This window comes from Rhizobium vallis, from assembly GCF_003985155.1.
Lineage (GTDB): Bacteria > Pseudomonadota > Alphaproteobacteria > Rhizobiales > Rhizobiaceae > Rhizobium > Rhizobium vallis.
In genome coordinates this window covers 29647-55000 of record NZ_ML133705.1, presented here as the reverse complement: position 1 = coordinate 55000, position 25354 = coordinate 29647, and the positions used below count along the sequence as shown (strand labels likewise).

Here is a 25354-nt window from a genome sequence, read left to right as displayed (position 1 = left end):
ATCACCTGTGCGCCGTCATCGCCGTCGCACGAAAACTCATCGTTCTCGCCAATTCGATCCTCTTTCGAAAGGCCGAATGGACGCCACAATACCGGAAAAATTGAAACATGGTTGCTCCCCGCTGGGGCGAAGAGGACTCGTGGCGGCGTCTCGTTCTTGTCGGAAGCATGCTTTGGGACGCGAAGCTCGCAGCTCGTCTCTTCTACCCAGCGGGGAGAAGATGCCGGCAGGCAGATGAGGGGGTGCGGCGAAGCCGCAAACACATGGAAATCCGCAGCACTACAAGTGGTCATCGAACTTTCCGCTCGAAAATTGCCCCATCGCACAAACTCCCGCACCATATCACGGTCAATTCCCTTTCCGCCGCAACCCCACCCTGCCCTTCGGCAACGCCCGCCCATCCTCCAGAAGCCGCAGCAGCACATTCCGTTTCCTCACGCGCGGGACGAGATCGATATCGCTGACGAGCTTTGCGCCGCCCTCGCGCCGCTCGAGCGTGATCTTGCGGCTGTGGAAGGCTTCGAGTTCGGCGCGGTGCGCGACGCTGACGATCGTGACCTTCGGCAATTCCTCGATCACCATCGCCATCATCTGGTCCTGGCTCTTCTCGTCGAGCGCCGAGGTCGCTTCATCGAGCACGATGATATCGGGATTGTGCAGGAGGAGGCGGGCGAAGGCGAGCCGCTGCTTTTCGCCGCCTGACAGGGTCTGGTCCCACGGCGCCTCCTCCTCGAGCTTGTCGTTCAGATACTCGAGCCCGACTTTATCGAGCGCCGCCTTGATCTCCTCCAGCGGCCAGCCGTCGGCGGCATTGGGATAGGCGACGGCGCGGCGCAGCGTGCCGGCGGGGATATAGGGCCGCTGCGGCAGCATGAACAATCGCCGGTCGGTGTGGAAATCGACGCTGCCGTGGCCCCAGGGCCAGAGGCCGGCGATGGCGCGCACCAGCGTGCTCTTTCCCGAACCGGATTCGCCCGACACCAGCACCCGCTCCCCCGGCTCGATCTCCACCTGGGTCTCCTTGACCACGGCGGTGCCGTCATCGAGCGACACGGCAAGATCGTTGAGGCTCAGCATCGCCTCGCCCTTCGTTTCGCCATGCCTGATGCGCCCGAGCGCGTCGCTCTGTTCGGCGCGCTCCAGCCCGTCGAGCGACATCATCAAGGAGGCGACGCGCCGCGCGCAGGCGTTCCAGTCAGCAAGGCGCGGATAATTGTCGACAAGCCATCCGAAGGCGTTTTGCACGATGGCGAAGGCGGAGGCCGCTTGCATGACCTCGCCCAGCGACATGCTGCCTTCGAGAAATTTCGGCGCGCAGAGCAGCACCGGCACGACAGGCGCAATCAGCATCGAGCCATGCGACACGAAGGTCGTGCGCATATGCTGGTGGGCAAGCAGCGCCCATTGCTTCAGCACGTTGCCGAAGGTCTTGTCGAGATCGTTGCGCTCTTCCTCCTCGCCGCCGAGAAGCGCGATGCTCTCGCCGTTTTCCCGCACATGCGTCAGCGTATAGCGAAACTCGGCTTCCACCTGGTTCTTGGCCTCGGAGACCTTGACGAAATGCCGGCCGATGACGGTGATTGTCGTCGAGGTGACGATGGCGTAAAGCACCGCCGTGACGACGAGAAAGCCGGGAATGGTGATCGTGAATCCGGCAATCGGCAGGCTCAACGCTCCGCCGATCGTCCACAGCACCAGGATGAAGGTCGAGGCCGACAGGAAGGCGGAGATGACGCCGGCAATGAAATCGACCGGCGCCTCGGTGGCAATCCTCAGATCCTCGGAGATGCGCGCCTCCGGGTTCTTATGGTCGCCGCCGATCAGGTTCAGCTGATAATAGCGCCCGTTTGCGAGCCAACGGGCGATCAGCGAGGTCGCGAGCCATTTGCGCCAGCGCCGCTGGATCATCATGCGGACATAGACCTGGGCGGTGACGAGCACCACGCTTCCGAGCACGAGCGGCGGGAACACCGCGCCGAAGAAATAAACGGTGCCGGCATCGTGCCGCTCGATCGCGTCGAAAATCCCGCGGTTCCAGAGATTGATGCCGTATTGAAAGCCGACATTCATGCCGATCATGACAAGCAGCCCGATCGAGCACGGCCAGGCGAAGCGATCGCCGCCGCGCGCCCAGTAACCGCGCGCGCTGATCCAGAACCGCCGCAGCAAATAGCTCCTGCGCGCCTGCTCGGCCTCCTCGGGCGTCAGGTCCTTGTCGGGTTCGACCTCGGGCGGCGGCCCGGCCTCAACAGTCGATGCCTTCGCTTTGCGCGACTTCTCGGCACCTTGCGCATCGGCGCCGTCGACCGATTTCGGTTTCAAATTAAAGTCGGTCATGCCACCGACAACGGCTCAGAAATCGAAAGGTTTCATGATGCCGGTGTGGAAGATCGCTTTGGCTGGCTGGTCGGGAAAATAAGGCGGTCTCACACACCAGCGCACCCGCCCCGCCCTTCGAGGCCCCTGGCGGGGCACCTCAGGGTGAGGCTCTCTGAAGCCTTGGCGCGGCACCCTCCGACGGTCCTCATCCTGAGGTGCGCAGGCCAAAGGCCGGAGCCCCACCCTTCCAGGCCCCTGCGCGGCACTTCAGTGAGGCTCTCTCAAGCCTTGGCGCGGCACACTCCAATGGTCCTCATCCTGAGGTGCGCAGGCCGAAGGCCGGAGCCTCGAAGGACACGCGCAACGCCGCCTCTTGCACCCGCGACAGCAAGAAAATCAGGACCGAAACCGCAAATTCCGCCGCGTCAGCTGGCTGACCGAGGTGCAGCCCATCAGCTTCATACCGCGCTCGATTTCGGTGCGCATCGTCTCCAGCGCGCGCTCGACGCCGGGCTGACCGGCCGCTGCCAGCGGGAAGAGATAATAGCGGCCGAGGCCGACGGCCTTGGCGCCGAGCGACAAGGCCTTCAGTACATGCGTTCCCCGCTGTACGCCGCCATCCATCATCACGTCGATCCGGTCGCCCACGGCATCGACGATCTCGGCCAACTGATCGAAAGCGCTGCGCGAGCCGTCGAGCTGGCGTCCGCCATGGTTGGAAAGCACGATGCCGGTGCAGCCGATCTCGACCGCACGCTTGGCGTCCTCCACCGACATGATGCCCTTCAGGCAGAATTGCCCGCCCCAGGTCTTCACCATGTCAGCCACGTCGTTCCAAGACATGGAGGGATCGAGCATTTCGGTGAAGTAACGGCTGATCGACAGCGCGCCGTCATCCATCTTGACGTGGCTTTCGAGCTGCGGCAGCGCGAAGCGCTCATGCGTCAGCCAGCCGATCGCCCAGGAAGGCTTGATCGCGAATTGCGTCATGCCGGCGAGATTGAGCTTGAAGGGAATGGAAAAGCCGGTGCGCTTGTCGCGCTCGCGATTGCCGCCAGTGATGCTGTCGACCGTCAGCATCATCGCCTGCACGCCAGCGGTCTTTGCCCGCGCCATCATCTCGCGGTTCAGCCCGCGGTCCTTGTGGAAATAAAACTGATAGACCTGCGGCCCGCTGCTGATCTGCCGCGCTTCCTCCAGGCTGATCGTGCCGAGCGAGGAAACGCCGAACATCGTGCCGTATTTCGCGGCGGCCGCCGCCACCGCGCGCTCCCCCTGATGGTGGAAAAGCCGCTGCAGCGCCGTCGGCGAGCAATAGACCGGCATGGCAAGCTTCTGCCCCATGACAGTCACCGACATATCGACATCGGCCACCCCGCGCAAAACATCCGGCACCAGATCGCAATTCTCGAAGGCGGCCGTATTGCGCCGATACGTCACCTCGTCATCGGCCGCCCCATCGATATAGTCGAAGATCGGCCCGGGCAGACGCCCTTTGGCCATGCGCCGAAAATCATGAAAATTATAGCAGTCCTTAAGGCGCATCTTTGCTCGACCCGTTGCTTTTCGGGCCGCAACCTAAAGCAAGATTCGAAACCTTGCCAAGTCCGGATTGAGCGATTTACGACCTGTCGGGCAGGATATGGGCCGGGGGATAACCGTCGGCGGTGGTTTCCGATGCTCTGACGCGCCTCAGCCCTTCCCTCGCCACGATCATGTGGGGAAGCTTGATCGCAGAAGCCAGGCCGAGCCTTGCCAGCAGCCGGATGAAATGCCAGCCGAGATCCGGCTGCCCCGGCTCGATGCCGAGCCGCGCCGATTCCGGGAAGGCATGATGGTTGCCATGAAAACTCTCGCCGAAGGTCACCAGCCCGAAACGCGGCAAGTTATAACCCTGCACCGCAACATGATCGACACTCCAGCCCTGATCGCCGCCACGATGGGCGAAATGACCGACCAGCCAGTGTCCGGTCAGCGACACCGATATCCGCACGGCAATACCCCACACGGCCCATGGCAAGCCGCCGAGCGCCAGGAGCACGAGCGCGACCGGAATCTGCTGCGCCATCCATGTCGCCTCCAGGAAGCGATAGAAGCGGCCGCGCCGCACCCGCTCCTCGATGACGAAACGGGGCGGATGATCCAGCACGACCGCGCAATGCATCTGCCAGAAGGCGTCGATGAAGAAAGGCCGCCGATGCGCATAAAGGTCATGGCAGTCGCGCTGCCGTTGCGCCCAGTCGCGAATATCGTGCGCGTAGATCATGCCGAAGGGACCGGCCATGCCGACCATAGTGCCGAGATAGACGAGAAAATGCTCGATCCAGAGAGGGGTGCGGAACGAGCGGTGGATTAGAAGCCGGTGCATGCCGACTGAATGGCCGAGGCAGATCGTGACGGCCGTCAGCGGGATAAAGACGGCAAAGGCGCTCCAGGTAAAGGTCAGCGGCCCGCCGATGATGGCGATCAAGGTCATGGCGGTGATCCAGATCGATTTTGCGGGCATCCAGACCACTCTGCCCGTCACGGGATCGCTGTCGTCGTCGATCATACGACCCGTTGAAATGCTGCTCATGGCAAACCCTTCCCGTCGGGCGGATTCTCCACTTGAACCCCACCCGCCAATTCAGTATTTAAGGAATTACCTAATTACTTTGCATCACCTCGAACGATTAAGCAATGAGTTAATTGCTTAATTATATCCGGCCGATGACGCAGCGTGGAGACTGGAATTTGGAAGACGAGGCTTTGGACGATTCAATGGAAGGCGGCGGCGCCCAGCGCGTATTCCACGCGCTCTCAAGCGCGCCGCGGCGCAAGATCCTTGCCTATCTCTCGGCATCGGGCCTGACCGCCGGCGAAATCGCCGACCGCTTCAGCATGTCGAAACCCGCTGTGTCCCAGCATCTTTCAGTCCTCGAAACCGCGGGGCTGATCAAACGGGAAAAACAAGGCCAGTTCGTCCACTATTCCCTGATCGAGAACAATCTCGTCAACGTCCTCAACGGCTTCGTGCAGGAGGTCTGCCCGGTCGGCCGGCCGATCAAGAAGGAAAGCCAGGCGCGCGCCCGCGCGAAATAGAGAAACGGCAAAGCGCATGAAAACAAACAGCTGAAGCCGTTGCCTGAATCAAATTCTCAAGCCGCGCGCTTTTACTGCCCTTGAAACTCGTGTCAGACTGCGCAGGCTGAGAGATCAACGAGAAGGCCGGAAACCATGCACAAGTTCACCGTATCCATCACCCGCGAGATCGAGGCAGACACCGCCGAGGAGGCTGCCCTGTTGATGTACCAGGAGCTCGCCAAAGAACCGGTTCCCGACCGCTATACGGTGACCGACGAGGCGAAGGTGACGATGGAGCTGAGACTCGACCGGGAAAAGGCGGATGAATTCGCGGCCATCGACCACACCGCCGATCCCGGCAACTGGTAAGCGCCGGACACTCCATCGATCAAAGGCGACCGGCACTCAAGAGAGCCTCACCCTGAGGTGCCCCGTAAGGGGCCTCGAAGGGCGAGGCGGGTGCGCTGCCTCACAATGGATGCAAGAAGCGTCGTTGCGGCATGTCCTTCGAGGCTTCGCCCTACGGGCTGCGCACCTCAGGATGAGGTCCGTTGGAGATTGGCGCACCCCAATAATTGAGCGCTGCACCCTCAGGCGATGTTCAAGAACCCCTCACCCGAAGGATCAGACGCGTGCGCTGGCGTCAGATAAACTCAACGAGATACACAGCAAAGCTCCATCGAAATTCCGGGCAATTCACCTTTGCACCAATCGTGAACTGCGCTAATCGCGAGGCCCAAGCTCTGCGCCACAAGGAAAGCAAGTGACCTCACCAGCTCTGCGCCACAAGGAAAGAACGTGACCTCACCTCTCAAAATGGCCGTCGCCGGCGCGAATGGCCGCATGGGCCGCGCCATCCAGTCTTTGCTAGGGGCCGATCCGGGTTTTGCGTTCGTCGGCGGCATCGGGCGTCCGGGCTCCGTGGGTGCGGGGCTGATCGATCGTGCGGCCGCGATCGGCGTAGCGGATGTGATCCTGGATTTCACCACCGGCAGCGCGGCGGCCGAACTCGCGGGTCTCTGCGCGGCAGCGGGCGGACCGGCGCTGGTGATCGGGGCGACCGGTTTCGAGCCGGATGAGCTGGAGCGGATTGCAGGGGCCGCCGGCCGCATCCCCATCCTGCGCTCGGGCAATTTCTCCATCGGCCTCAACATGCTGGTCGGCCTCGTCGAGCAAGCCGCGCGCGCCCTTCCCGCTGAGGGCTGGGATATCGAAATCCTCGAAGCCCATCACGCCGGGAAGATCGACGCGCCATCCGGCACCGCGCTGATGCTGGGCGAAGCCGCTGCCGCCGGCCGTGGGGTTCTGCTCGAATCCGTCGAGCGGCGCGCCCGCGACGGCATCACCGGCGAGCGCCCGCCCGGCGAAATCGGCTTTGCCGTGCTGCGCGCCGGCGGCATCGTCGGAGAACACAGCGTCCTCTTCGCCGCCGCCGAAGAGGTCATCACCCTCTCCCACTCCGCCCTCGACCGCGCCATGTTCGCCCGCGGCGCCCTTGCCGCCGCCCGCTGGCTGGCAGGCCGCGCGCCGGGCGAATACAGCATGCGGGATGTGCTGGGTCTGGCGCCGGGCGCGGGCTGAGAAGCCGGCTGAATACAGAGGCTTGAAGCGCGTCCTTGAATCAAATTCTATGCCGACCCGCTCACTATATCGAGAATGGCCGAAGCAACGACAACTTCCGTTCCGGCTAGGCCCACCGAGCAGAACAGCGTGATATCCTCGGGCGATCCCCGCCCGTTTGCACTGCCTGCAATGATGTCGGCGAGATCGGCCATGCGCTGTTCGTTGCCGGAGCCGGCGAAAGCGGCGCGGCGTTTCTCGTTCGAGAAAGCGCGTTTTAATCAATGTCGGTCACCGCGATGCGGCCAGCATTACATCAGCACCGTCCATGACATAGGTCGCATAGCGATGGTCGCGGATGAGGCTTATCTTTTGCCCCAGCCATCCGAGCAGCATGAAATAAGAAGGACCGCCCGACGGTTCGGCTGATACCAGCAAGATTTCCCGGCCTTCCAGCCAGGCCGGTTCGATCCTGACCGGCGGATATTCGGCATAATAGGTGAAAAATCGACCGACGTCGGCGGCACCGGAGATTTCCGGCCGTCGCGCCTGACGAAGCCGAACATCCTGCGCCAGCATGCGACGCAAAGCGTCCCAGTCTCGGGCGTTGAAGAGCGCTGCAAAGTTCAGGACCTCGGGACTCGGCGGCGGCGAAACCTCGGAGCGCACGTCGGAGATGGCGCGCAATCTCGCCCGACCGCGCGACAGATGGGCCTTGACGGCATCGACACTCAGTTCCAGCAGCGCTGCGATATCAGCAAGTGACTCTCCCAACACATCCTTGAGGATCACCGCGCTGCGTTGCGGCACCGGCAATTCTGCAAAATGGCTAAGCGCCACCCGCACCGTGTCCTGTCGGATCAACGCGTCCTCCGGGCCGACGGCGCTGATATCGGCCAGATCGAAAGCCGTCTCAAGAGGCTCCGCCCGGCGCGTACTGCGCTGGCGCAGCGCATCGATGGCTCTGTTATGGACGATGCGAAACAGCCAGGGTCGCAGCGGCGTGTCCGGCGGGATCGAGCCAGCCGTCGCAAATACCCTGGCAAACGCGTCCTGAATCACATCCTCGCCGTCGATCACCGAACCGACCAGACGAGCAGCATAGCGGTGCAGTTCGGGGCGAAGCGCGTCCGCTTCGCTGGCGAGCGCTGCGAGCAGAGTTTTCCTCTCTTCGTCTTCGAGAGCAGCGTCTTCTGTCATTCGATGACCGTCACACCCGTATCCCCATGTACCGCGTAGACCATGGCCTCGGCGAGATCAGTCCTGCCGATCAGGTCAGCGACCATATCGCCAAAAGCCCGCGGCGTCATATCAGGCCAGGTGGCGGCCTGTTCGGCAAATGTCCGACCCGCCGCCGCGGCGTAAGTCCCGATGCCGGTATCGCCCACACCGGTTCCGGTAAACATCTGCCGGGGAACGATGACCCGGAAGCGCAGACCGAGGCCGAGTTCCGCCGACAGGCCCTCGGCATATTTTGCAATGAACCACTGCGCGCGCTTGGCTCCCGCATAACCGCCCGATAGCGGCGACCCCTGCACGGCGGCTCCGCTGGAGACCAGAACGACAAGCCCACCCGGCGTCATCGGCAACGTCAGAGCAGCCTGTACCCAGTGCAGCGCCGCCTTGACGTCCACATTCCAGTTGGTCGTGAATGCCTCCCAGCCAATCCGGTCGATCCGTTCCATGGGCGGTTCCGCACCGGCATTCATGATGACGAGATCGGGGCGCGTCTGCTCCATGATCCGCCATGCCGCGTCGACATCGGTTGCATCAGCCGATATGGCGGTCACAGTCGGTTGCTCGGCTGGCCCCCGCACGGCAGCCGCGTTTCGGGCGACCACGGTGACTTCGGCCGCGCGAGCCACAAATGCTTCGGCGAGCCCCCTCCCCAAGCCGCGGCTCCCGCCGACAACCACGATTCGCTTTCCTTCCAGATCCATCTCTCAGTCCTCATTTGGGTCGAGTCCGACCGCTCGACGACGGTCGCAACAACGACGTTCCAACGAGGTGAAAGGAGTCATCGCCATCTCAGATTTGTGGGGGCCAGCGTCTAAAAGTCTCTATCGACCGAAATTCGACGGTGATCGATTTCGGCCTGGAACGGATCAACACGGACCGGCGAGTACGACTTGATCCTGCGATGCCCACTTCGTGGACAGACAGGAACGGAGGAGGACGAAGCTCCGGCTTCTACCCCACCAAGCGCCGCGCCATCATCACGTCGTCGATCTCCCTGCCCTCTTCCAGAACCCCGCCGGGAATCCGGCCGATCTCGGCAAAACCCTGCCGCTGATAGAAGCGGATCGCCGCAGGGTTTTCCGCGCTGACGAAGAGTTCCAGCTGTAAAATGCCGGCAGCACGGGCGTGATCGGAGACCGCCTCCAGCAGTCTGCCGGCAAGGCCGGTTCCGCGCAATCTGCTGATGATATAGACCATGACGATCGTGGCGCGGTGGGCCATCTTGCTCGACCGCTGCCGAAACAGGCCCATGATGCCGACGGGCGCGCCATCCTGGAACGCGATGAAAACCGGCTCGTTCAGCCGATTGCGCCACTCCTCAAGAGACAGCACCTCCCAATCTTCATAGCGGCTGGCAAAAGAGGCCGGCTCGGTGCGAAGCGCCTCCAGGCGGATCTGCCGGAAAGCCTCCACCTCGTCTGCGCCGATGAGCCTGATCGTCACGCCGCCTGTATCCATCCGATGGCCTCCTGGGATTAGGAGCTATGTCATTGCAGCCGGCTCCGGCCAATGCAACTCGGAAACGATGGCGAAGAGCGTGCTGCGGCATGCCGGGGCCGATCGAGCTTCCAGCCTCGATGGATGCAATGTCGCGGCGATCCCGCCGACGGGCCCTTAGGGGAATGCCATTGATTGCGCTTCGCGCATTCGCTCCTGCCGTCGCTCACCCCCTCATCTGCCTGCCGGCATCTTCTCCCCGCTGGGGCGAAGAAGACTCGTGGCGGCGTCTCGTTCTTGTCGGAAGCATGCTTTGGGACGCGAAGCTCGCGGCTCGTCTCTTCGCCCCAGCGGGGAGAAGATGCCGGCAGGCAGATGAGGGGGGTGAGGAGCGAAAGCGACGAGCGCCTTGACTGGCAAGCGAAAGGCAAATCAGGCGCCCTCGCGAGCGCCCCCTTCCAGATCACTGCGCCGTAATTTTCACCCGGCCGCCCTTGCGGACGGTCGGTTCATCGGTGGGCCGGAGATCCCATTGATCCGTGCTGACGGCTGGCCGGTCGGATGACAGCTGGCCAGGCACTGGCTGGCCGGTCGTCCCAGCCGCCGGCTGGCCGCTCGCCGGTGCCCGCGTTGACCGAACGACCAGCTTGTCCGGCTGGACCGCCGGTTCCAGGGACGCTTGATCGCCAAGCCTTTCCATGTCGAACGGCGTAATATGACGGACGACGACGAGAAGAAGTATCCCGACCACCGCGCACACCAGCGCATAGAGAAAGAAATATTTCAATGCATATCCCTCGCCGACTGACAGAGCTGCCTTGAAAGCAGCGCGAATGATATTTTAGCATTATTGAATGATACTTACAGAAAAGGCAAATAGATTTTAAGTGAAACCAAGCAGCTTCAGAAATGGACAGTGAAAATAAGGCCGTTATTGGAAAGATTTACGAAGCATCTCCCGCTATGCTCGATTTTATCTTGATCGTCGCGGTAAAGGCGAGAAGCGCGGCCGGCGCCGCCCTGGCTGTTCAGCTCCTGCGGTGCCGCGCCCGGAATTGTCGGGGGCTGCAGCCTTCGCGGTCGTGAAAGACGCGAGAGAAATAGAAGGCATCGTCCATGCCGATCATGGCGGCGACGGTTTCGATCTTTTCATCAGTGGTGACGAGCAGCTGCTTGGCGTGGTCCATGCGTGCCCGAAGCTGGAAGGCCTTGGGCGGCAGGCCCGTTTCGGCAACGAATTTCCGCCGCAGCGTGGCGGGCGACATGTCGTGCTCGGCGGCGAAACCGGCAAGGTCGAGCGGCTGCAGCGCCCGGCCGCGCAGGGTCTCGACGATCTCGCCCATCGCAGCCTCGCTTTCGCGCCGGCCCACCTCGCCGCTCGCCTGTCTGGCGGCAGCGATTACGATGCGGTGCAGCGTCGATGCCGCCGAGGCCTGCCCGAGATTGGTGTCGTCGGCGAGATCGGCATGAAGCTGGCCGAAGAGCCGCACCATCTCCTCGAGCTGGCGTAGCGCCACGATGGGCTGGCGCTCGGCAAAGAGCCGCAGCCGCACGAAATCCCGCGTGAACGAGCCCTCAAACAGCGCCCAGCGCTCATCCCAGCCTGCCTCGTCGGGACCATAGGAATGCGTGCGGTTCGGAAACAGCCAGAAGAGAGAAGGCCCCGCCACGCGCTGGCGTCCGCCGGCTGCGGTTTCCAGAAACCCCTGCCCGCGCTCCACCAGCACGACCGCGAAGCTCGGCAGTTTCCTCTGCATGACTGCATGGCGCGCATGCTGCCGACCGCTCCCGGTAACGGCAAGCCCGCCGGTGCTGCCGAGCGGCGATCGATAAAGCGCCTCGGCGTCTCTCATGATGAGCGAAAAATCCAGCTTGGATTTTCCTCCATGGCATCAACCCCATGCTGTCAGCTAATTGAAGGCAGGAGAACTCAAGCGAGGGATGGATGAAATGTCAATTGCCCTGAACGCCGAGGCCCGTGAGCCCGAGGTTACGCTTGCCGCGCACGGCAGGACGCTGCCGGCAGAAAGGCTCGGCTGGCTCACGCCGACCGATCCCGCAATCGGCATCGACGCCATCCGCGCCCGCTACGAAGAGCACGGCTATGTCTGGCTGAAGGGGCTTCTGCCGCGGGCTGACGTGATCGATTTCCGCGGCTGGGTCTTCGCCCGCCTCGCCGAGACCGGCCTTCTGGAGCCGGGCCACGATTTTTCGCTCGGCATCGCCGCCGCCGAGGGCGTCGACTGGAACCTCGCCAACCGCCGGCTGATGTCGATCGTCCGCTCCGCCGCCTATGAAGGCTTCTGCGCGCAGCCGCCTCTCGTACGCTTCATGGACAATTTTCTCGGCGGCATCTCCTACCTGCACAAGCGCAAGCTGATGCGCTACGTCCAGCCCGGCACGACGATGGCAACGCCCGCCCATTACGACCTGGTTTATCTTCGCGGCGGCACCAGCCGGCTCGTTACCGCCTGGATCCCGATCGGCGACATCCCGGCCGAAATGGGCGGCCTCGTCTATCTCGAAGGCTCGCACGCGCTCGGCCGCGGCATGGAGGCCGAATTCCGCGCCCGCAGCGGCGATCTCACCCCGGAGGAGCGGATCAGTGCCTATAACAGCCACATGGCCGAAGGCGGCTGGGTCTCGAAGGATCTTCCCGCCATGGCCGAACGCTTCGACAGGCGCTGGCTCGCCGCCGATTATGAGGCCGGCGACGTCGTGCTCCACTCCCCCTACATGATCCACGCCGCCACCACCAACGAGGACCGCGCCCGGCGGCTCCGCCTCTCCACCGACATCCGCTACCAGAACGTCGACGACGAAATCGACGCCCGCTGGAGCAACCATTGGAGCTTGGGGGATATGCTGTAGCTTGGAGACGGAGAACAGACAGCCGTTTTCGTCGACTATTGGCTCCCGCAGTCTGAACGAATGCGGGATTCGTCCCTCCTGAACTGCGGCAACTTTGCTCGAGAAGCGATCAATGGAGTCACTGGTTCGCAGCCTCGATCAGGCTCAAAATCTCGTGATACCGGGCGTCGCTCATTCCACGACGCTGTTCTTCGGCAAGTGGGCTGTGATCCTCAGCTGTGAAGTGGATCGTAGGACGCTCAGATGCTCCCTGAAAACCGATCTCGATGTCCGCGCCTGAGGTGGGCGGATAACCCGGAATTACGTTTGCCACACGACCGCGATGTGCCGGTTCAGATGATCCGTCCACCTCGTACAGCTCGAGATATCTTTCGAACGTTGCCCACTCGACCTCAACCCAAACGCCCCAGCCAAATTCACCGGAGCGATCGGCAAATGGCACGAATAGAACGCACCGTATGAAATACCGCTCGCCGAATTGGCATAGATCGCTGTCGAACCTCGCCTTTTCGGACCTTTCATGGTCCGGGATGCTCCAAACATCATCAGGGAGCTTGTAGCCCCGATTGGTGATCAGTCCATCATGCTGGACGCCACATACCGAACAAATGAAATTGTCGCCCATCTTTCCCCACAGGATGAAAAACAGAATTTCGATAGCAGCGAGCAGTAAAGGCGTCGAGCCCTTCAATCCTCCGGTGAAAAGCTCTAGACTGCCGGCGCCGGCAGCTTGCTTGGAGGCGGTCCCCAGGGAACCGGCGGGCGCTCGGCTGAGGGGGATCCCGCATGTCGGCAATCGCATCTCTGTTTCAGGAGGCCGCCCGGCTTGCGGCCAAATTTCGCGAAAGCGCCCCTAGCCGCCATGTCCCCCAGCACGATTATGCCGCCTCCCTTGCAACCTTCGACGAACCGCTGCCGGCCGCCGGCGCCGATATGGCCGATGTCATCCGGCAGCTTGCCGAAGGCGCCGAGCCCGGCCTGCATCTCACCACGGGCCCGCGCTTCTTCGGCTGGGTCATCGGCGGTTCCCACCCGGTCGGCGTCGCCGCCGATTTCCTCACCAGCGCCTGGGGCCAGAATGCCGGCAACCACGTCGCCGCCCCGGCCGCGGCCGCTGTCGAAGCCATCGCGGCGCGATGGCTTCTCGATATCCTGAAGCTGCCGGCCGAAAGCTCGGTCGGCTTCGTCACCGGTGCGACGGTCGCGAACTTCACCTGCCTTGCCGCCGCCCGCGGCGAGGTGTTGCGCAAGGCCGGCTGGGATGCCGATGCCAAGGGCCTGTTCGGCGCGCCCGAGATTACCGTGCTGATCGGCGACGACGCCCACACGACCGTCTTCTCCGCGCTGCAATTCTTAGGCCTTGGCCACGATCGCGTGCTGCGCTTGCCCACAGACCGGGTGGGTCGCATCGACCCGGCCGCTCTGCCCGGCGCGCTTGCCGCGGTCACCGGCCCTTGCATCGCCATTCTCCAGGCCGGGCAGATCAATACCGGCGCCTTCGACGATTTTCTCCGCATCATCCCGGCGCTCAAGGAAAAAGGCGCCTGGGTGCATGTCGACAGCGCCTTCGGCCTCTGGGCGCAGGCATCAGAGAGGTTCAGCCATCTCAGCCGCGGCGTCGAGGCGGCCGACAGCTGGGCGACCGACGGCCACAAATGGCTGCAGACGCCCTATGACTGCGGCTATGCGATCGTGCGCGACGAGCTTGCCCACCGCCGCGCCATGACGATCGCCGCGAGCTACCTGCCGCTCGCAGCCGAGGGCGAGCGCGACCCCTCCCATTACGTGCCGGAGCTTTCCAGGCGCGCCCGGGGCTTTGCCACCTGGGCGATGCTGAAACATCTCGGCCGCGACGGCATCGCCGCCCTCATCGACCAATGCTGCGCCTCCGCCCGACTGCTCGCCGAACATCTCGCACGCGAACCCGGCATCACCATTTTGAACGAGGCCACACTGAACCAGATCATCCTCCGCTTCGCCGCCGACCGCCCGGATGATGAAAGCGACGCGATCACCCGCAGAACAATCGAAAAGATCCGCCAAGACGCCACCCTCTTTGCCGGCGGCGCCAAATGGCACGGCCGCGACGTGCTCCGCCTCTCCGTCACCAATTTCCAGACGACTGCCGACGAGGCCCGCCTGGCCGCCGACAGCATCATCGCCGCCTTCCGAAGCGTCAGCCGCGGCTAACCTGACGCTGACTGACGTTGTGTCAGGGCGTGGCGTGCGATGCTGCCAGGTGCCCAGCCACCCGCCCCCGTCCTTCGAGGCTCCGGCCTCTGGCCTGCGCGCCTCAGGATGAGGGCTGATCGTTGTGCCGTGCGGCCGAGCCGGTCGATGTATCACGCCGCCAAGGGCTGAGCAGCGTGCCGCAAGGCTGAATCTAGGCTCCGCTATGCCGGACAAAGCTTTTGACGCACCCCGCCCTCCGGCAAGCTGGGCCGCAACCTCTCTCCGCCCTCATCCTGAGGTGCCCCGCAAGGGGCCTCGAAGGACGGGGGCGGCCACCGGCCAGCGTTGCCGAAGTTCCACACAGCGTAGCGGATCGGCTCTTGACTCATCTCCGGGCAAAGCTACCGTCCACTCTCCTGGATTGAGAAATTTGGACCCCTTCGCTTCACGCTCCAACGGTTTTCCAATGTCACGATATCTCCCTGCGCTTGCCGCTCTTCTCGCGCTGATCCCTGCCGCCGGCCATGCCAGTGAGGCGCGTGGAAAATCCGCGCCTCCTCCAGCGAAGGACTGCGTGGAAATCAGCGGAACCGCTCTATCAGGAGCGGCCGGAGGCCCGACCTATGCCGCAGCCGAACTCAAATGCGGGGCAGGATTTTCGCTGGTGCTTCGGCGCCAGACCGGTACGAATGGAAACCTTCCCGTCTGGACCGTGACCGACCAGGTGACAATCCTAAAGCCTAGCCCCCGCCACGAACTTCTGCAGCCGGCCTATTGCTCGTCCACCCAGTTCCCCGAGGAAGCCATCTTTGCAGTTGGCACGATGGTGGAACAGCCGGACGGCTCCTATAAATCGGAGAATCTGGTCAAAGCCTGGAGGTTCGATACCAAGCGCGAAAGGCTGGCCGCCATCCCCGTCGACAGCGTGGATTGTGCGGTGGACGGGGCCGATTGACGCTCGATGCCTCCGGCAAGCCAAGCGCCGCCCTCTCTCCGCCCTCATCCTGAGGTGCCCCGCAGGGGCCTCGAAGGACGAGGGCGGCCACCGGTTTGCGATCCGGAAATTCGAGCAGCTCTATGCACCCAGCCACCCGCCCTCGTCCTTCGAGGCTCCGGCCTATGGCCTGCGCACCTCAGGATGAGGGCTGATCGTTGTGCCATGGGGCTGGGGTGCCTCTCTCCAGCCTCATCCTGAAGTGCCCCGTAGGGGCCTCGAAGGACGGGGCTGGCCACCGCCACTTACTCAGCCTCGACCGGTCCGCGTTTTGACAATGCCGGCAGAGCCTCGTAGTCCATGGCAATCAACGCCTCCTTCTTGCGGCGCGACCAGCCCTTGATCTGCCGCTCGCGGGCGATGGCGTCGATGATGCGGTCATAGGTTTCGGTGAAGACGAGTTCAACAGGGCGGCGCTTGGCGGTGTAGCCGTCATAGATTCCGGCATTGTGCTCCCAGACACGCGCCTCGATCTCCTGCTTGGTGAGACCGGTGTAATATGAGCCGTCGCTGCAGCGCAGGATGTAGACCGTGACTTCCATTGGGACGAGGCTAGCACGGCGGAAATGCAGCCGACAAGGATGCGATGGATGCCTGCAAGGTCACCCAGCCACCCGCCCTCGTCCTTCGAGGCTCCGGCTATGGCCTGCGCACCTCAGGATGAGGGCTGATCGTTGTGCCGCGCTGGGGCTGAGCAGTGCGCGCCCAGCTGAGACCTGAGCACTGTGCCGTCAGTTGAGGGCTGGGCAGTGTGGCAGAAGCTAAGCCTCCGGTAAGCCAAGCGCAGCCCCCTCTCCGCCCTTATCCTGAGGTGCGATCCGCAGGATCGCCTCGAAGGGTCATCCTGAGGTGCCCCGCAGGGGCCTCGAAGGACGAGGGCGGCCACCGCGTGCCTTCGGCACAACGATGCCGCCACGGCATCAGCCCCCAACCCCTCACCGCCAAGGAGGTTTGGAAGGACGTTTTTAAGAGGCCCCAACATTTTCAAAAATGCGCAAGAGATCGGCCGCAGACCTCGGCTCCATCCATTTTTTAAAATGTTGACCTCTCTTAAAAACCTCTTTGTCAATCTTAAGCAATTGGATTCATTGGAATTCAGTGGCAGGGAGGTTTTTAAGGCGGCGAAATTGCCGGCTTCATCGTCGGACGGCGACCATCGAGCTGGCGCGGTAGCGTGACAGCTGGACCCGGTTCGATTGGTTGCCGCCGAAGAGGTAGACGTATTGGCGCCGCTGGTCGAAATGGTCGAACAGGCTGACGTGGAAACGCCTGCCGCTGCGGATCACCACCACGTCGCCGCGCTGGGCGGAACGGGCGAAGACCGGCCTTCCGAACCTTATCCAGGAGCGCGCCATATTCGGATTTTCAGGCGGCTCGCGGAAGGATCGCTTGGCGACATAGGCCAGGAACGCTCCGCACCATGAGGTGCGCCTCGGGTTGACACCGAGGAAGGAGATGGAGCGTTCATGCATGCTTTTGTATCGGGACGCCGTGCTGAACATATCCGCCTCACAAGGCACGGCAAACGCCGTGAGGACGATGACGAGAATAACCTTCATGGTTTCCCACCATTGTTTCGAAGATCATGATGATCTCAATTGTGACGAAGAATAAAATGCGGGCGGAAACGTAAAGATGAATCATGGCGCGAATGAGAGGCAATTTATCCGGGTATTTTTGCAGATTAATCTGAAAAGTAACTTGGGGCAGAGGCAACGCCGGCTCGGCCGCCGATGCTGAAAACATGGCAGGACGGCCTGCCCTGCAAGGCTCGAAGCGCCACCTTTCGCGCCGCCTGGATTTCCCGCACCTGCTGCGAATACTTTGTCACAAATGGCAATACATTCCCTCGCTCGGCCTCGCCCTTTCAGGAGAGGAGCGCTGGGCCGCCGATGCCCCGAAAAAACACAGGCCCCTCACCGCCAGGGAGGTTTGGAAGGACGTTTTTAAGGAGGCCCAACATTTTTAAAAAAGCACTGGAAACCGGCCGCAAGGGCCAATCTCCACCCATTTTTTAAAATGTTGACCTCTCTTACAAACCTCTTTGTCAATCTTAAATGATTGGATTCATTGGAATTCCGTGACAGGGAGGTTTTTAAGGAAGCGTTTTTTCGATTTTTTCCGCATTGCCGGCACAGCGAAAAACGCATCGCGAATTCGCAGCCGGCATGAAACCGGACACGGCATTCCTGCGTACAGGCCTTCATAGGCAACAAGCCAAGGGATGATGGCATGATCTGGAAAGAAAGCGTCGCCCCCATCGCCGGGCATGCCGCCGAACAGGGGCTGGCGAGGCTGATGATGCGGCTGCCCGCCACGCGGGCAACGATCAGGGCGGCGGCAGCCGACGACCCCGGTCTTCACGAATTGTGCAGCGCCTATGGCGAAGCCTGCGCCGTGCTCGATCGCATGCGCAGGGATGCGTCGGCAGATCCCGCGATCGTCAGCGAATACGAGATCATCTGCGAGGAAATCGAAGCCGAGGTCCTGCAGACCCTGCTCGGCGACCGGTAAGGCATACGCTGCCGGCGGCCGCAGCAACCTTTAATGCAGCAGACCGTCCGGATGGCCGGGGGTGCCGGCCGCATCCGCCTCGCCATGATGCGAAGCCGCGTCGGCGATCTCAAGATGATGGGACTCGCCCAGACCTCCCTTGTCTGCAAAGAGATCGGCGAAATCGACCGCCGCGCCGTGATCGCCGCCCTTAGGCGTCGGTTCGTGCCTGTCGAAGACGTCGTGGCCGAAGTGGCGAAGCTGCAGGGTTTCGCCGAATACGCTGTCGTCAAGGAAGTTGGCGTGACCGGCCTTATCAAGCGCGATCTTGTCTTTCTGGTTGTCATGGCCTGTTGTCGTCAGGTCGGCCGTGACGTGCACCGTCTCCCCGCTGACCTGGGCGTTAAGGCTCGCCACCCGAAATTCGGTATCCTCGAAGGTCGTGTTGTTGCTGACCGGGAAAGTGCCTGCGGCAATGATCGCCGGGGATATGCTGTAGGGCGTCACGTCGCTGGCGATGGCATTGTCGTGGAAGGCGCCGGATGCGGGCCTGTCGACCTTCAGTGCGGCCTGCGTCAGGTCGTCGAAGGTGTTATTGTGCACGTCGATATTCTCTCTGACATAGCTGGTGGTGCCGGCCGAGCTGACCGACACGCCCCAGACGCCATCATGGATGTAATTACCCGCAATATCGTAGTCGCGCGTATCGCCGGAATCGCCCAGCCCAATGCCGTAGGACCAGCTATAGCCGCCATATCCCGATATGTCGTTGTCGTGGATGGTGATGTTGGTGCCGGCCTGGGCGCTGATCCCGAAGCCGCCGCCGGTCAGCACATTGTCCTCGATCACGGCATTCACCGGCCGGATGAGCGTCAGCACGCCCTTCGGCGTCGAGGCGCCCGTCTGGTCGAGAGTATTGCCTGAGATGAAGATGTTGCTGCTGTCGTTTATCTGGATGGCGTCGGCCGCGGTGCCATGGGCATTGGTGACGGTGTTGTTGACAAGGGTGACGCCGTTGATCTTCTCGATCCACATGCCGTCGCCATTGACGTCGTTAATCGTGGTGTTTTCGATGGTGAGGTTCGAGCCGGTCCGGAAGGTGACGGAACCGCTCCTCGACAATCCGGTGTGGTCGATCTCGACGTTGCGCACCGTCCAGTTCGAAACGGTGCCGCCGTAGATCGCCGCGCCCTCCGTATCGGAAATCTTGATGTTCTCGATCACGATGTTCGAGGCATAGAGGCTGTGAATACCGTCGCCGGGGCTATGGATCACGGGTGCATCGCCCACCCCGTAACTGCCGATGGTGATCGGGGCGCTGACCGTGCCCGAATATTTGATATCGAACTGCTCGTTGAACACGCTTCCGGCAGCCAGAAGCACGGTGTCGCCGGGCTGCAGTTTCAACGCTTCCACCGCAGAGAAAGTCGCAAAAGGCGTGTCCGCGCTGGTGCCGCCGTTGGAGTTGGAGCCGGTCGCTGAATTCACATAATAGGTTGTCATGTCGCCTGTTTCTTCTACTGCGCAGCGCTCAGGGGTCGGCTGCGTCGAATCCATGGGATGCGGCGGGGGTAAGGATCATATCGAAAGGCTCTTGGATGCTGCCGTTGCGGCGGCAGCCGGAGGGCTTGCGAGGCCCGCCTTCATCCCGAGAAAGCGCCAGGCGGAGGCACCCACTCGAAAATGCAACTTAAACGAAAATAATCGAAAGAGCAATCATTGAGGCGCGAATGGACGCTAGCGTACCGTTCTGCGACGAACAGACCGATCAGACCGTATTCTGAGGCGCGCAGCCCGAGAGGGCCGAGCCTCGAAAGCCAACGGTTAGCCCTCATCCTGAGGTGCGGAGCCCGAGAGGGCGGAGCCTCGAAGGACGGGGGCGGGTGGCTGGGCTCGACAATAACATCCGTATCTGCCGAAACGGCGGCCAGCCTCGTCCTTCGAGGCCCCTACGGGGCACCTCAGGATGAGGCTGGAGAGAGGGCGTACCAGCCCCGTGGCTCTCCTGCAGCCCTTATCCCGAGGTGCGATCCGCAGGATCGCCTCGAAGGATCATCCTGGGGGTATGCAGTCCCCAGGCTGATGCCGGACAGAGGTCGCGCCACCTCTTACTTCAGCAAGTCATCCAGATGGACGTAGACGGTCAGCGCGTCCGTGTCGCTATGATGCGAGGTTCCATCGTCGATGCCGTAACTGAAGTTCTCGCTCACATGGCCGTTATCATGCGCGGGGAGCTTCGTCTCATCGAGAGTGTAGGCATAGCTGCCGTCTCTTTCGACATGGATGTTGCCGTATTCGCCGGTCAGCGTCAGGCCATTCTTGCCGACGGTTTCGCCGTCGAAGTGGCGAAGCACCAGGGTGCCGTTGTCGGAGCTGTCGTTTTCGAGGAGGTTGCCGTGATGGGCAGCACCCGTATCGGTCAGGATCTTCAGGCTGTCATGGACGGCTGAAACCGCCGGATCGGCGGCCGCCTCGGTCGTCGTAGCGGCCGTGGCATCGGCGGCCGCAAGCGTCGCCGCCTCGACATTGGCGACCGTGTGGTTGTTGCTGACAGGGAAGGTATGGGCGTCCTGGATAGCAGGCGATATGTTGGTGGCCGTGGTGCCGGCCTCGATCGTGTTGTCGTGGAAGGAGCCGGATGCCGGCCTGTCGACCTTCAGCGCCGCCCCCGACAGGTCGTCGAAGGTGTTGTTGTGGACGTTGATATTCGTGCGTGCATAACTCGGGCTGCCGATCGGGGCGGTGACAACAACGCCCCATGCGCCGTCATGAATATGGTTGCCCGAGATGTCGTAGTCTTTCGCAGTGCCCGTCTCGCCGAGAGCGACGGCAAACGACCAGTCGTAGCCCTTGAATCCCGATATGTCGTTGTCGCGAATGGTGACGGTCTTGCCCGCCTGCGCGCTGATGCCGAAGCCGCCGCCGGTGAGCACATTGTCCTCGACCACTGCGTTAACAGGCCGGATGAGCGTCAGCACGCCCTTGGGACTAGCGGCGCCCGTCTGGTCGATATGATTGCCGTGGATCAGGATATTGCTGCTGTCGTTCATCTGCACGCCATCGGCGGCAGTACCGTGGCTGTTGGTGACGGTGTTGTTGAGGAACTTGACGCCGTTGACCTTTTCGATCCAGACGCCGTCGCCATGGACGTTTGCTATTTTGCTGTTTTCGATGGTGATGTTCTCACCGGTCCGGAAGGTGACGGAGCCCGATTTGCCCGACACGCCAGACTTGTCGACCTCGACGTTGCGCACCGTCCAGTTCGAGACATTGCCGGCATAAATGGCCGCGCCGCCGACATTTGAGATCTTGATGTTCTCGATCACGATGTTGGTGGCATAGAGGCTGTGAATGCCATCGCCGGTGCCGTGGATGACGGGTGCTGCCCCCGTGCCGTAACTGCCGAACTTGATCGGCGCCCCCTCGCTGCCGGAAACTTTGATATCGAGCTGCTCGTTGAAGACGCTGCCTTTGGCAAGGAGCACGCTGTCGCCGGGTTTCAGCTTCAAGGATTCCACTTTGGACAAAGTCGCAAAAGCCGATTTCAAGCCCGTTCCACTGTTGCCGTCGGAGCCAGTCGCTGAGTTCACATAGTAGACTGTCATATCGCCATGTTGCCCTGTTCGTCGGATCGCTATGTCGCCACGAGAATCGACCGGGGAGTCGGCCGATCCGACGCGGCGGGGGCAACCGGCCACGGCAAGAAGGCGATAAGATGGTGTCAATGCGGCAGTGGTCCGATTATGGGTTTTACTCCACAGTCGACGGCGGCGAGGTCCGCAAAGCGCCGGGAAGCTGCAACTTGAGCCGGGAAAACATCGACCCCGAGGCGAATAAATCGCGAAATCCCGGGTCGGGCACGTACCTCGCCTTCAGGCTGCAGGGGTGATTCGGTTTTTCGCTTGCGCTCACCGAAGCCAAGCAATGAAAGATCTGCCGTGTAGCCCCCTCATCTGCCTGCCGGCATCTTCTCCCCGCTGGGGAGAAGCGGAATCGCGGCAACCTCTCGCCTCTCGTAAGCCTTTCTTGTGGACGCGAAGCTCGCGTCTTGCCCGCTTCTCCCCTCGGGGAGAAGATGCCGGCAGGCAAATGAGGGGGCCACACGGCACGTCCTCTAAGGCAGTTGCCCCTCGCCAAGGCATCACTCCCTACCCCCTCGCCCCCAACGCCGCCCTCAGCGGCAGCCGCGCCGCCGCGAGCGCCGGCAGCGCGCCGCCGATCACCCCGACCGCAAGCCCCAGCAAACCTGCCGTCAGCGCCACATCGGGCGTCACCACAAGCTGAAACGCCATCCTGGTATTGTTCGCCCCCATCGTGCTCGCCTGCCAGCCGTCGAAGGCAAGCCGGGAAGCGACGACGCCGAGAGCCGCGCCCGCCGCCGAGAGCAGCACCGCCTCGACCCAGGTCGCCGCGAAGGCCGGCAGGCGGGCAAAGCCCAGGAGCCGCAGCGTGGCGATCTCGACGGCGCGGTCGGAGACCGAGCTCATCATCGTATTCAGCGCGCCCGCGGTCGCGCCCACCGCCATCAGAAGCGCGATCGGCCAGCCGAACAGGCGGATCAGGCTTTCGGTGCGCTCGGCCTGCGCCGCATAGAGATCGGCCTCGGAGACGGCGGTGAGCGCCATGCCGGGCATTGCCGAAAGCCGTGCGCGAAGCGCCTCCAATCCGGCCGCGCCGTCCAGCCGCACCCGCAGGCTCTGCACCTGCCCCTGCCGGTCGAAGGCTGATTGCACCGCTTCCCGGTCCGCCCAGATCTCGGATTCGAAGGCACTGCCGCCCGAGGTGAAATGCCCGACGACCTGCCAGTCGACCGCGCCGAGCCGCACCGTGCCGCCGACGGCAAAGCCGGGGAAAGCTTCAGCGATGCGGGCGCCGACGACGATCTCGCGGCTGCCCGATGAAAACAGCCACCCCTTGGAAATCGACGCGCGCTCGCGCAAGCCGGGACCAGCAAGGTCCATGCCCCGGAGCGACAACGTCTGGTCGGCACCATCGCCGCCCCTGACATCGATGGGAACGACGACTTCCCGCGACAGAACGAGCCCGCCTGTGCCGTCGCGGGCAATGCCGGTCTCGCCGTTCATGGCGGCAAGGCTGCGGACCGCCTCGGCAGGCACATCCGAGCCGGTCTCCTGGCTGGTGCCGCCGCCGAGAATGACGGCGATGCCGGGCGAACCGGCCCCGGCAAGTGCGGCTTCGAAACCGCGCGCCATGGCGAGAAAACCCGCCAGCACCGTTACGACGAGGGCGACCGAAAGCGCCATCGACAGCGAGATCGCAAGCCGCCGCGGCAGGCTGCCGAGATTGACTCTGATCATGAGAAAACTCTGCTTGAGCACTGACGACATTGGATTATCTCGTTCTGAAAGCGTGGACGATGGGCAGGCGCATGGCGGTGAAAGCCGGCAGAAGCCCGGTCAGCAGCCCGAGCCCGGCGATGATGGCGGCGGATTTCATCAGCACGGCCCCACCGAGGACCAGGCCGAATTCCGGCCCGATCACAAGTGTCGCGAGCTTTGCGAGCCTGAGCCCGCCCGCACCGCCGACGGCAAAGATGAGCAGCGTCTCGCCGAGGATGAGCGCCATGATCCGCCCGCTGCTGAAGCCGAGCACCTTCATCACGCCGATTTCGAAGCGGCGCTCCCGAACGGCAAAGAGCATGGTGTTGACCGATATCATCAGGATCGTCACGAAAGCGGCGGCAACGACGAGGCCGACGATCAGGCCGACATCGGCATATTGCCGGAGGAAGGCTTCGAGGAACTGCCTTTCCGATTGCGTCCTCGTCTGCGCCGCCGAATTGGCAAACAGCGCGTCGATCCGCGCCGCGAGCTTGCCCGGTGAAACGCCCTCGCGCGGGCGCACCACGACGGCATCGACCGTGTCCTTGTCCCGGGCGCGGGCGGCATTGATCGCATCGTAACGGGCGAGCATGAAATAGGTGTCGGTGCTGGCATCGGCGCCCTCGAAAATGCCGGCGATCGTAAAGCTCCAGTTCCGGCTGCCATCCGCCTTGATCAGCTGGCTGGTGACGCCGATGCGCTGGCCGACTGACCAGCCCTGCGCCTCGGCCAGCGCCCGGCCGACCAGCACCCGGTCGCCGCCCTCTTCGAGCGCCGCGATCAGCTTCGGCGTCAGCCCCAGCGCCTCGCCATTGGCGGCGGCGATCATCCTGGGATCGGCGGCGCTGACGGCAACCACATTCTTCTCGACCTCGACGAAGCCCCGCATGCGCGCGGTATAGGCGACGGCGGCGACATCGCCTTCCCCGGCGATCCGGCTGAGATAGGCAAGCGGTAGCGGCAGCCCCCGGCCCGCCTTGTTGAAGACGCCGAGCAGGTTGTCGCTGGCATCAGCCGCCCCCTGGCTGCCGGCACTAAAGCTCGCCGTCAGCGCATAGATCAGGAAGGCGGCGCCGACCGAAAACATCAGCAGGATCGCCCGCAGCCGCTTGCGCCAGGCATTGCGCCGCATCAATTCAAGCAGGGTCATCGGCCTGTCCCCTCGGTGAATTCGCCCTTGTTGAGCGTGAGGGTGCGCCGGGCAAAGGCCGCCGCCTCGGGATCGTGGGTGACCATGATGATGGTCTTTCCGAGCTCGCGGTTGAGGAAGCCCAGCATGTCAAGAATATCGTTAGCCGACTTCCGGTCGAGATCGCCGGTCGGCTCGTCGCAGAGAATGAGATCGGGATCGCCGACGATGGCGCGCGCAATGCCGACGCGCTGCTGCTGGCCGCCGGACATGCTTGACGGAAACTGCCGCTGCCGGCCGGCAAGCCCGACAAGCTCCATGACAGTATCCACACGCGCCCGCCTCTCTTTCCGCCCGAGCGGCTTTAAAAGCAGCGGCAGCTCGATATTCTCAGCCGCATTCAGCATCGGCAGCAGATTGTAGAACTGGAAGACGATGCCCATGCCATGCGCCCGCCAGGCGGCCCTCGCCCCCTCACCCATCTGCTCGAGATGGCTGCGCCCGATCCGGATCTCGCCGGCATCAGCGCTGTCGATGCCGCCGAGCATATTGAGTAGCGTCGATTTCCCCGATCCCGACGGCCCCATCACCGCAACGAAATCGCCGCGCGGAATGGCAAGATCAAGCCCCGAGAAGATCGGGATCGTCTCCCCGCCGATCCTGAAGGACTTCCTGACGCCGGCAAGGGCGATGTATGGTTCATCTGTGTTGGTCATTGCAGTGCTCCTTGGTGGT

The 25354-nt window shown here is 62.8% G+C and carries 24 protein-coding genes and 1 pseudogene; 7 read left to right on the top strand and 18 right to left on the bottom strand.

All coding sequences use genetic code 11. The features are described 5' to 3' along the window. Window positions 1-348: 348 nt before the first annotated feature. The 3 genes from EFQ99_RS32265 to EFQ99_RS32255 all read right to left on the bottom strand — a co-directional run bounded on the left by EFQ99_RS32265 (window position 349) and on the right by EFQ99_RS32255 (window position 4894). Window positions 349-2337: an ABC transporter ATP-binding protein/permease gene (locus EFQ99_RS32265; protein WP_126925041.1), complete on the bottom strand. Its 1989-nt coding sequence runs from the start codon at window positions 2335-2337 to the stop codon at window positions 349-351. Between the two features lie 378 nt (window positions 2338-2715). Further along, window positions 2716-3864 (bottom strand): alpha-hydroxy acid oxidase, encoded by a 1149-nt coding sequence (locus tag EFQ99_RS32260; protein WP_126925040.1) that lies wholly within the window; start codon window positions 3862-3864, stop codon window positions 2716-2718. A gap of 76 nt (window positions 3865-3940) precedes the next feature. After that, window positions 3941-4894 carry an acyl-CoA desaturase gene (locus EFQ99_RS32255; protein ID WP_126925039.1) on the bottom strand — a complete coding sequence of 318 codons (954 nt, stop codon included), beginning with the start codon at window positions 4892-4894 and terminating at the stop codon, window positions 3941-3943. Window positions 4895-5079: 185 nt separating this feature from the next. Between EFQ99_RS32255 and EFQ99_RS32250 the strand changes: the two genes are divergently transcribed. From EFQ99_RS32250 to dapB, 3 genes are all read left to right on the top strand, one after another. Beyond that, the gene (locus tag EFQ99_RS32250) at window positions 5080-5400 is read left to right on the top strand and encodes a metalloregulator ArsR/SmtB family transcription factor (protein ID WP_425376296.1); all 321 of its coding nucleotides are present in this window, start codon (window positions 5080-5082) and stop codon (window positions 5398-5400) included. A gap of 135 nt (window positions 5401-5535) precedes the next feature. Continuing rightward, window positions 5536-5751 (top strand): hypothetical protein, encoded by a 216-nt coding sequence (locus EFQ99_RS32245; protein WP_126925037.1) that lies wholly within the window; start codon window positions 5536-5538, stop codon window positions 5749-5751. Window positions 5752-6180: 429 nt separating this feature from the next. After that, a complete protein-coding gene (gene dapB, locus EFQ99_RS32240; RefSeq protein ID WP_126925036.1) occupies window positions 6181-6963 on the top strand; it encodes a 4-hydroxy-tetrahydrodipicolinate reductase in 783 nt (260 codons plus the stop codon). A 47-nt stretch (window positions 6964-7010) separates the two neighbouring features. Here the strand turns inward: dapB and EFQ99_RS32235 are convergent. The 6 genes and pseudogenes from EFQ99_RS32235 to EFQ99_RS32210 all read right to left on the bottom strand — a co-directional run. Continuing rightward, window positions 7011-7181, bottom strand: a pseudogene (locus EFQ99_RS32235) (ornithine cyclodeaminase family protein); the annotation flags it as partial. Window positions 7182-7233: 52 nt separating this feature from the next. Next, window positions 7234-8142, bottom strand: coding sequence for an RNA polymerase sigma factor (locus tag EFQ99_RS32230; RefSeq protein ID WP_126925035.1), 909 nt, complete (start codon window positions 8140-8142; stop codon window positions 7234-7236). Continuing rightward, window positions 8139-8882: an SDR family NAD(P)-dependent oxidoreductase gene (locus EFQ99_RS32225; RefSeq protein ID WP_126925034.1), complete on the bottom strand. Its 744-nt coding sequence runs from the start codon at window positions 8880-8882 to the stop codon at window positions 8139-8141. Before EFQ99_RS32225 ends, EFQ99_RS32230 begins: the two co-directional genes overlap by 4 nt. A gap of 250 nt (window positions 8883-9132) precedes the next feature. Then, window positions 9133-9639: a GNAT family N-acetyltransferase gene (locus EFQ99_RS32220; protein ID WP_126925033.1), complete on the bottom strand. Its 507-nt coding sequence runs from the start codon at window positions 9637-9639 to the stop codon at window positions 9133-9135. A gap of 442 nt (window positions 9640-10081) precedes the next feature. Then, window positions 10082-10405: a hypothetical protein gene (locus EFQ99_RS32215; protein ID WP_245441626.1), complete on the bottom strand. Its 324-nt coding sequence runs from the start codon at window positions 10403-10405 to the stop codon at window positions 10082-10084. A gap of 241 nt (window positions 10406-10646) precedes the next feature. Beyond that, entirely contained in the window at window positions 10647-11471 is an 825-nt protein-coding gene (locus EFQ99_RS32210; RefSeq protein ID WP_126925031.1) for a helix-turn-helix transcriptional regulator, read from the bottom strand. Window positions 11472-11568: 97 nt separating this feature from the next. Here EFQ99_RS32210 and EFQ99_RS32205 point away from each other — a divergent pair, with 97 nt between their 5' ends. Continuing rightward, window positions 11569-12489: a phytanoyl-CoA dioxygenase family protein gene (locus EFQ99_RS32205; RefSeq protein ID WP_126925030.1), complete on the top strand. Its 921-nt coding sequence runs from the start codon at window positions 11569-11571 to the stop codon at window positions 12487-12489. Between the two features lie 118 nt (window positions 12490-12607). On the opposite strand, the gene EFQ99_RS32200 is transcribed toward EFQ99_RS32205, so the two are convergent. Further along, the gene (locus EFQ99_RS32200) at window positions 12608-13180 is read right to left on the bottom strand and encodes a DUF2199 domain-containing protein (RefSeq protein ID WP_208722849.1); all 573 of its coding nucleotides are present in this window, start codon (window positions 13178-13180) and stop codon (window positions 12608-12610) included. Window positions 13181-13275: 95 nt separating this feature from the next. Between EFQ99_RS32200 and EFQ99_RS32195 the strand changes: the two genes are divergently transcribed. Further along, on the top strand, window positions 13276-14679 hold the full coding sequence (locus EFQ99_RS32195) for a pyridoxal phosphate-dependent decarboxylase family protein (protein WP_126925029.1): 1404 nt from the start codon (window positions 13276-13278) through the stop codon (window positions 14677-14679). 448 nt (window positions 14680-15127) lie between these two features. Further along, complete coding sequence (locus EFQ99_RS32190) at window positions 15128-15616, top strand: hypothetical protein (protein ID WP_164736481.1); 489 nt, start codon at window positions 15128-15130, stop codon at window positions 15614-15616. 284 nt (window positions 15617-15900) lie between these two features. On the opposite strand, the gene EFQ99_RS32185 is transcribed toward EFQ99_RS32190, so the two are convergent. The 3 genes from EFQ99_RS32185 to EFQ99_RS32175 form a co-directional block, all read right to left on the bottom strand. Next, window positions 15901-16197 carry a GIY-YIG nuclease family protein gene (locus EFQ99_RS32185; RefSeq protein WP_126925028.1) on the bottom strand — a complete coding sequence of 99 codons (297 nt, stop codon included), beginning with the start codon at window positions 16195-16197 and terminating at the stop codon, window positions 15901-15903. 594 nt (window positions 16198-16791) lie between these two features. Continuing rightward, entirely contained in the window at window positions 16792-17214 is a 423-nt protein-coding gene (locus EFQ99_RS32180; RefSeq protein WP_126925027.1) for a TIGR02594 family protein, read from the bottom strand. Next, entirely contained in the window at window positions 17165-17401 is a 237-nt protein-coding gene (locus tag EFQ99_RS32175; RefSeq protein WP_126925026.1) for a hypothetical protein, read from the bottom strand. Before EFQ99_RS32175 ends, EFQ99_RS32180 begins: the two co-directional genes overlap by 50 nt. Window positions 17402-17887: 486 nt before the next feature. Here EFQ99_RS32175 and EFQ99_RS32170 point away from each other — a divergent pair, with 486 nt between their 5' ends. Beyond that, the gene (locus EFQ99_RS32170) at window positions 17888-18169 is read left to right on the top strand and encodes a nodulation protein (protein WP_126925025.1); all 282 of its coding nucleotides are present in this window, start codon (window positions 17888-17890) and stop codon (window positions 18167-18169) included. 30 nt (window positions 18170-18199) lie between these two features. On the opposite strand, the gene EFQ99_RS32165 is transcribed toward EFQ99_RS32170, so the two are convergent. From EFQ99_RS32165 to EFQ99_RS32145, 5 genes are all read right to left on the bottom strand, one after another. Beyond that, on the bottom strand, window positions 18200-19651 hold the full coding sequence (locus EFQ99_RS32165; RefSeq protein ID WP_126925024.1) for a right-handed parallel beta-helix repeat-containing protein: 1452 nt from the start codon (window positions 19649-19651) through the stop codon (window positions 18200-18202). A 605-nt stretch (window positions 19652-20256) separates the two neighbouring features. Further along, complete coding sequence (locus EFQ99_RS32160) at window positions 20257-21753, bottom strand: right-handed parallel beta-helix repeat-containing protein (RefSeq protein ID WP_126925023.1); 1497 nt, start codon at window positions 21751-21753, stop codon at window positions 20257-20259. A gap of 543 nt (window positions 21754-22296) precedes the next feature. Continuing rightward, window positions 22297-23496, bottom strand: a complete 1200-nt coding sequence (locus tag EFQ99_RS32155) for an ABC transporter permease (RefSeq protein WP_126925022.1) — start codon at window positions 23494-23496, stop codon at window positions 22297-22299. A gap of 4 nt (window positions 23497-23500) precedes the next feature. Then, window positions 23501-24640, bottom strand: a complete 1140-nt coding sequence (locus EFQ99_RS32150) for an ABC transporter permease (protein ID WP_126925021.1) — start codon at window positions 24638-24640, stop codon at window positions 23501-23503. Further along, window positions 24637-25335, bottom strand: coding sequence for an ABC transporter ATP-binding protein (locus EFQ99_RS32145; RefSeq protein ID WP_126925020.1), 699 nt, complete (start codon window positions 25333-25335; stop codon window positions 24637-24639). The genes EFQ99_RS32150 and EFQ99_RS32145 overlap by 4 nt, the downstream gene beginning before the upstream one ends. Window positions 25336-25354 lie beyond the last annotated feature (19 nt).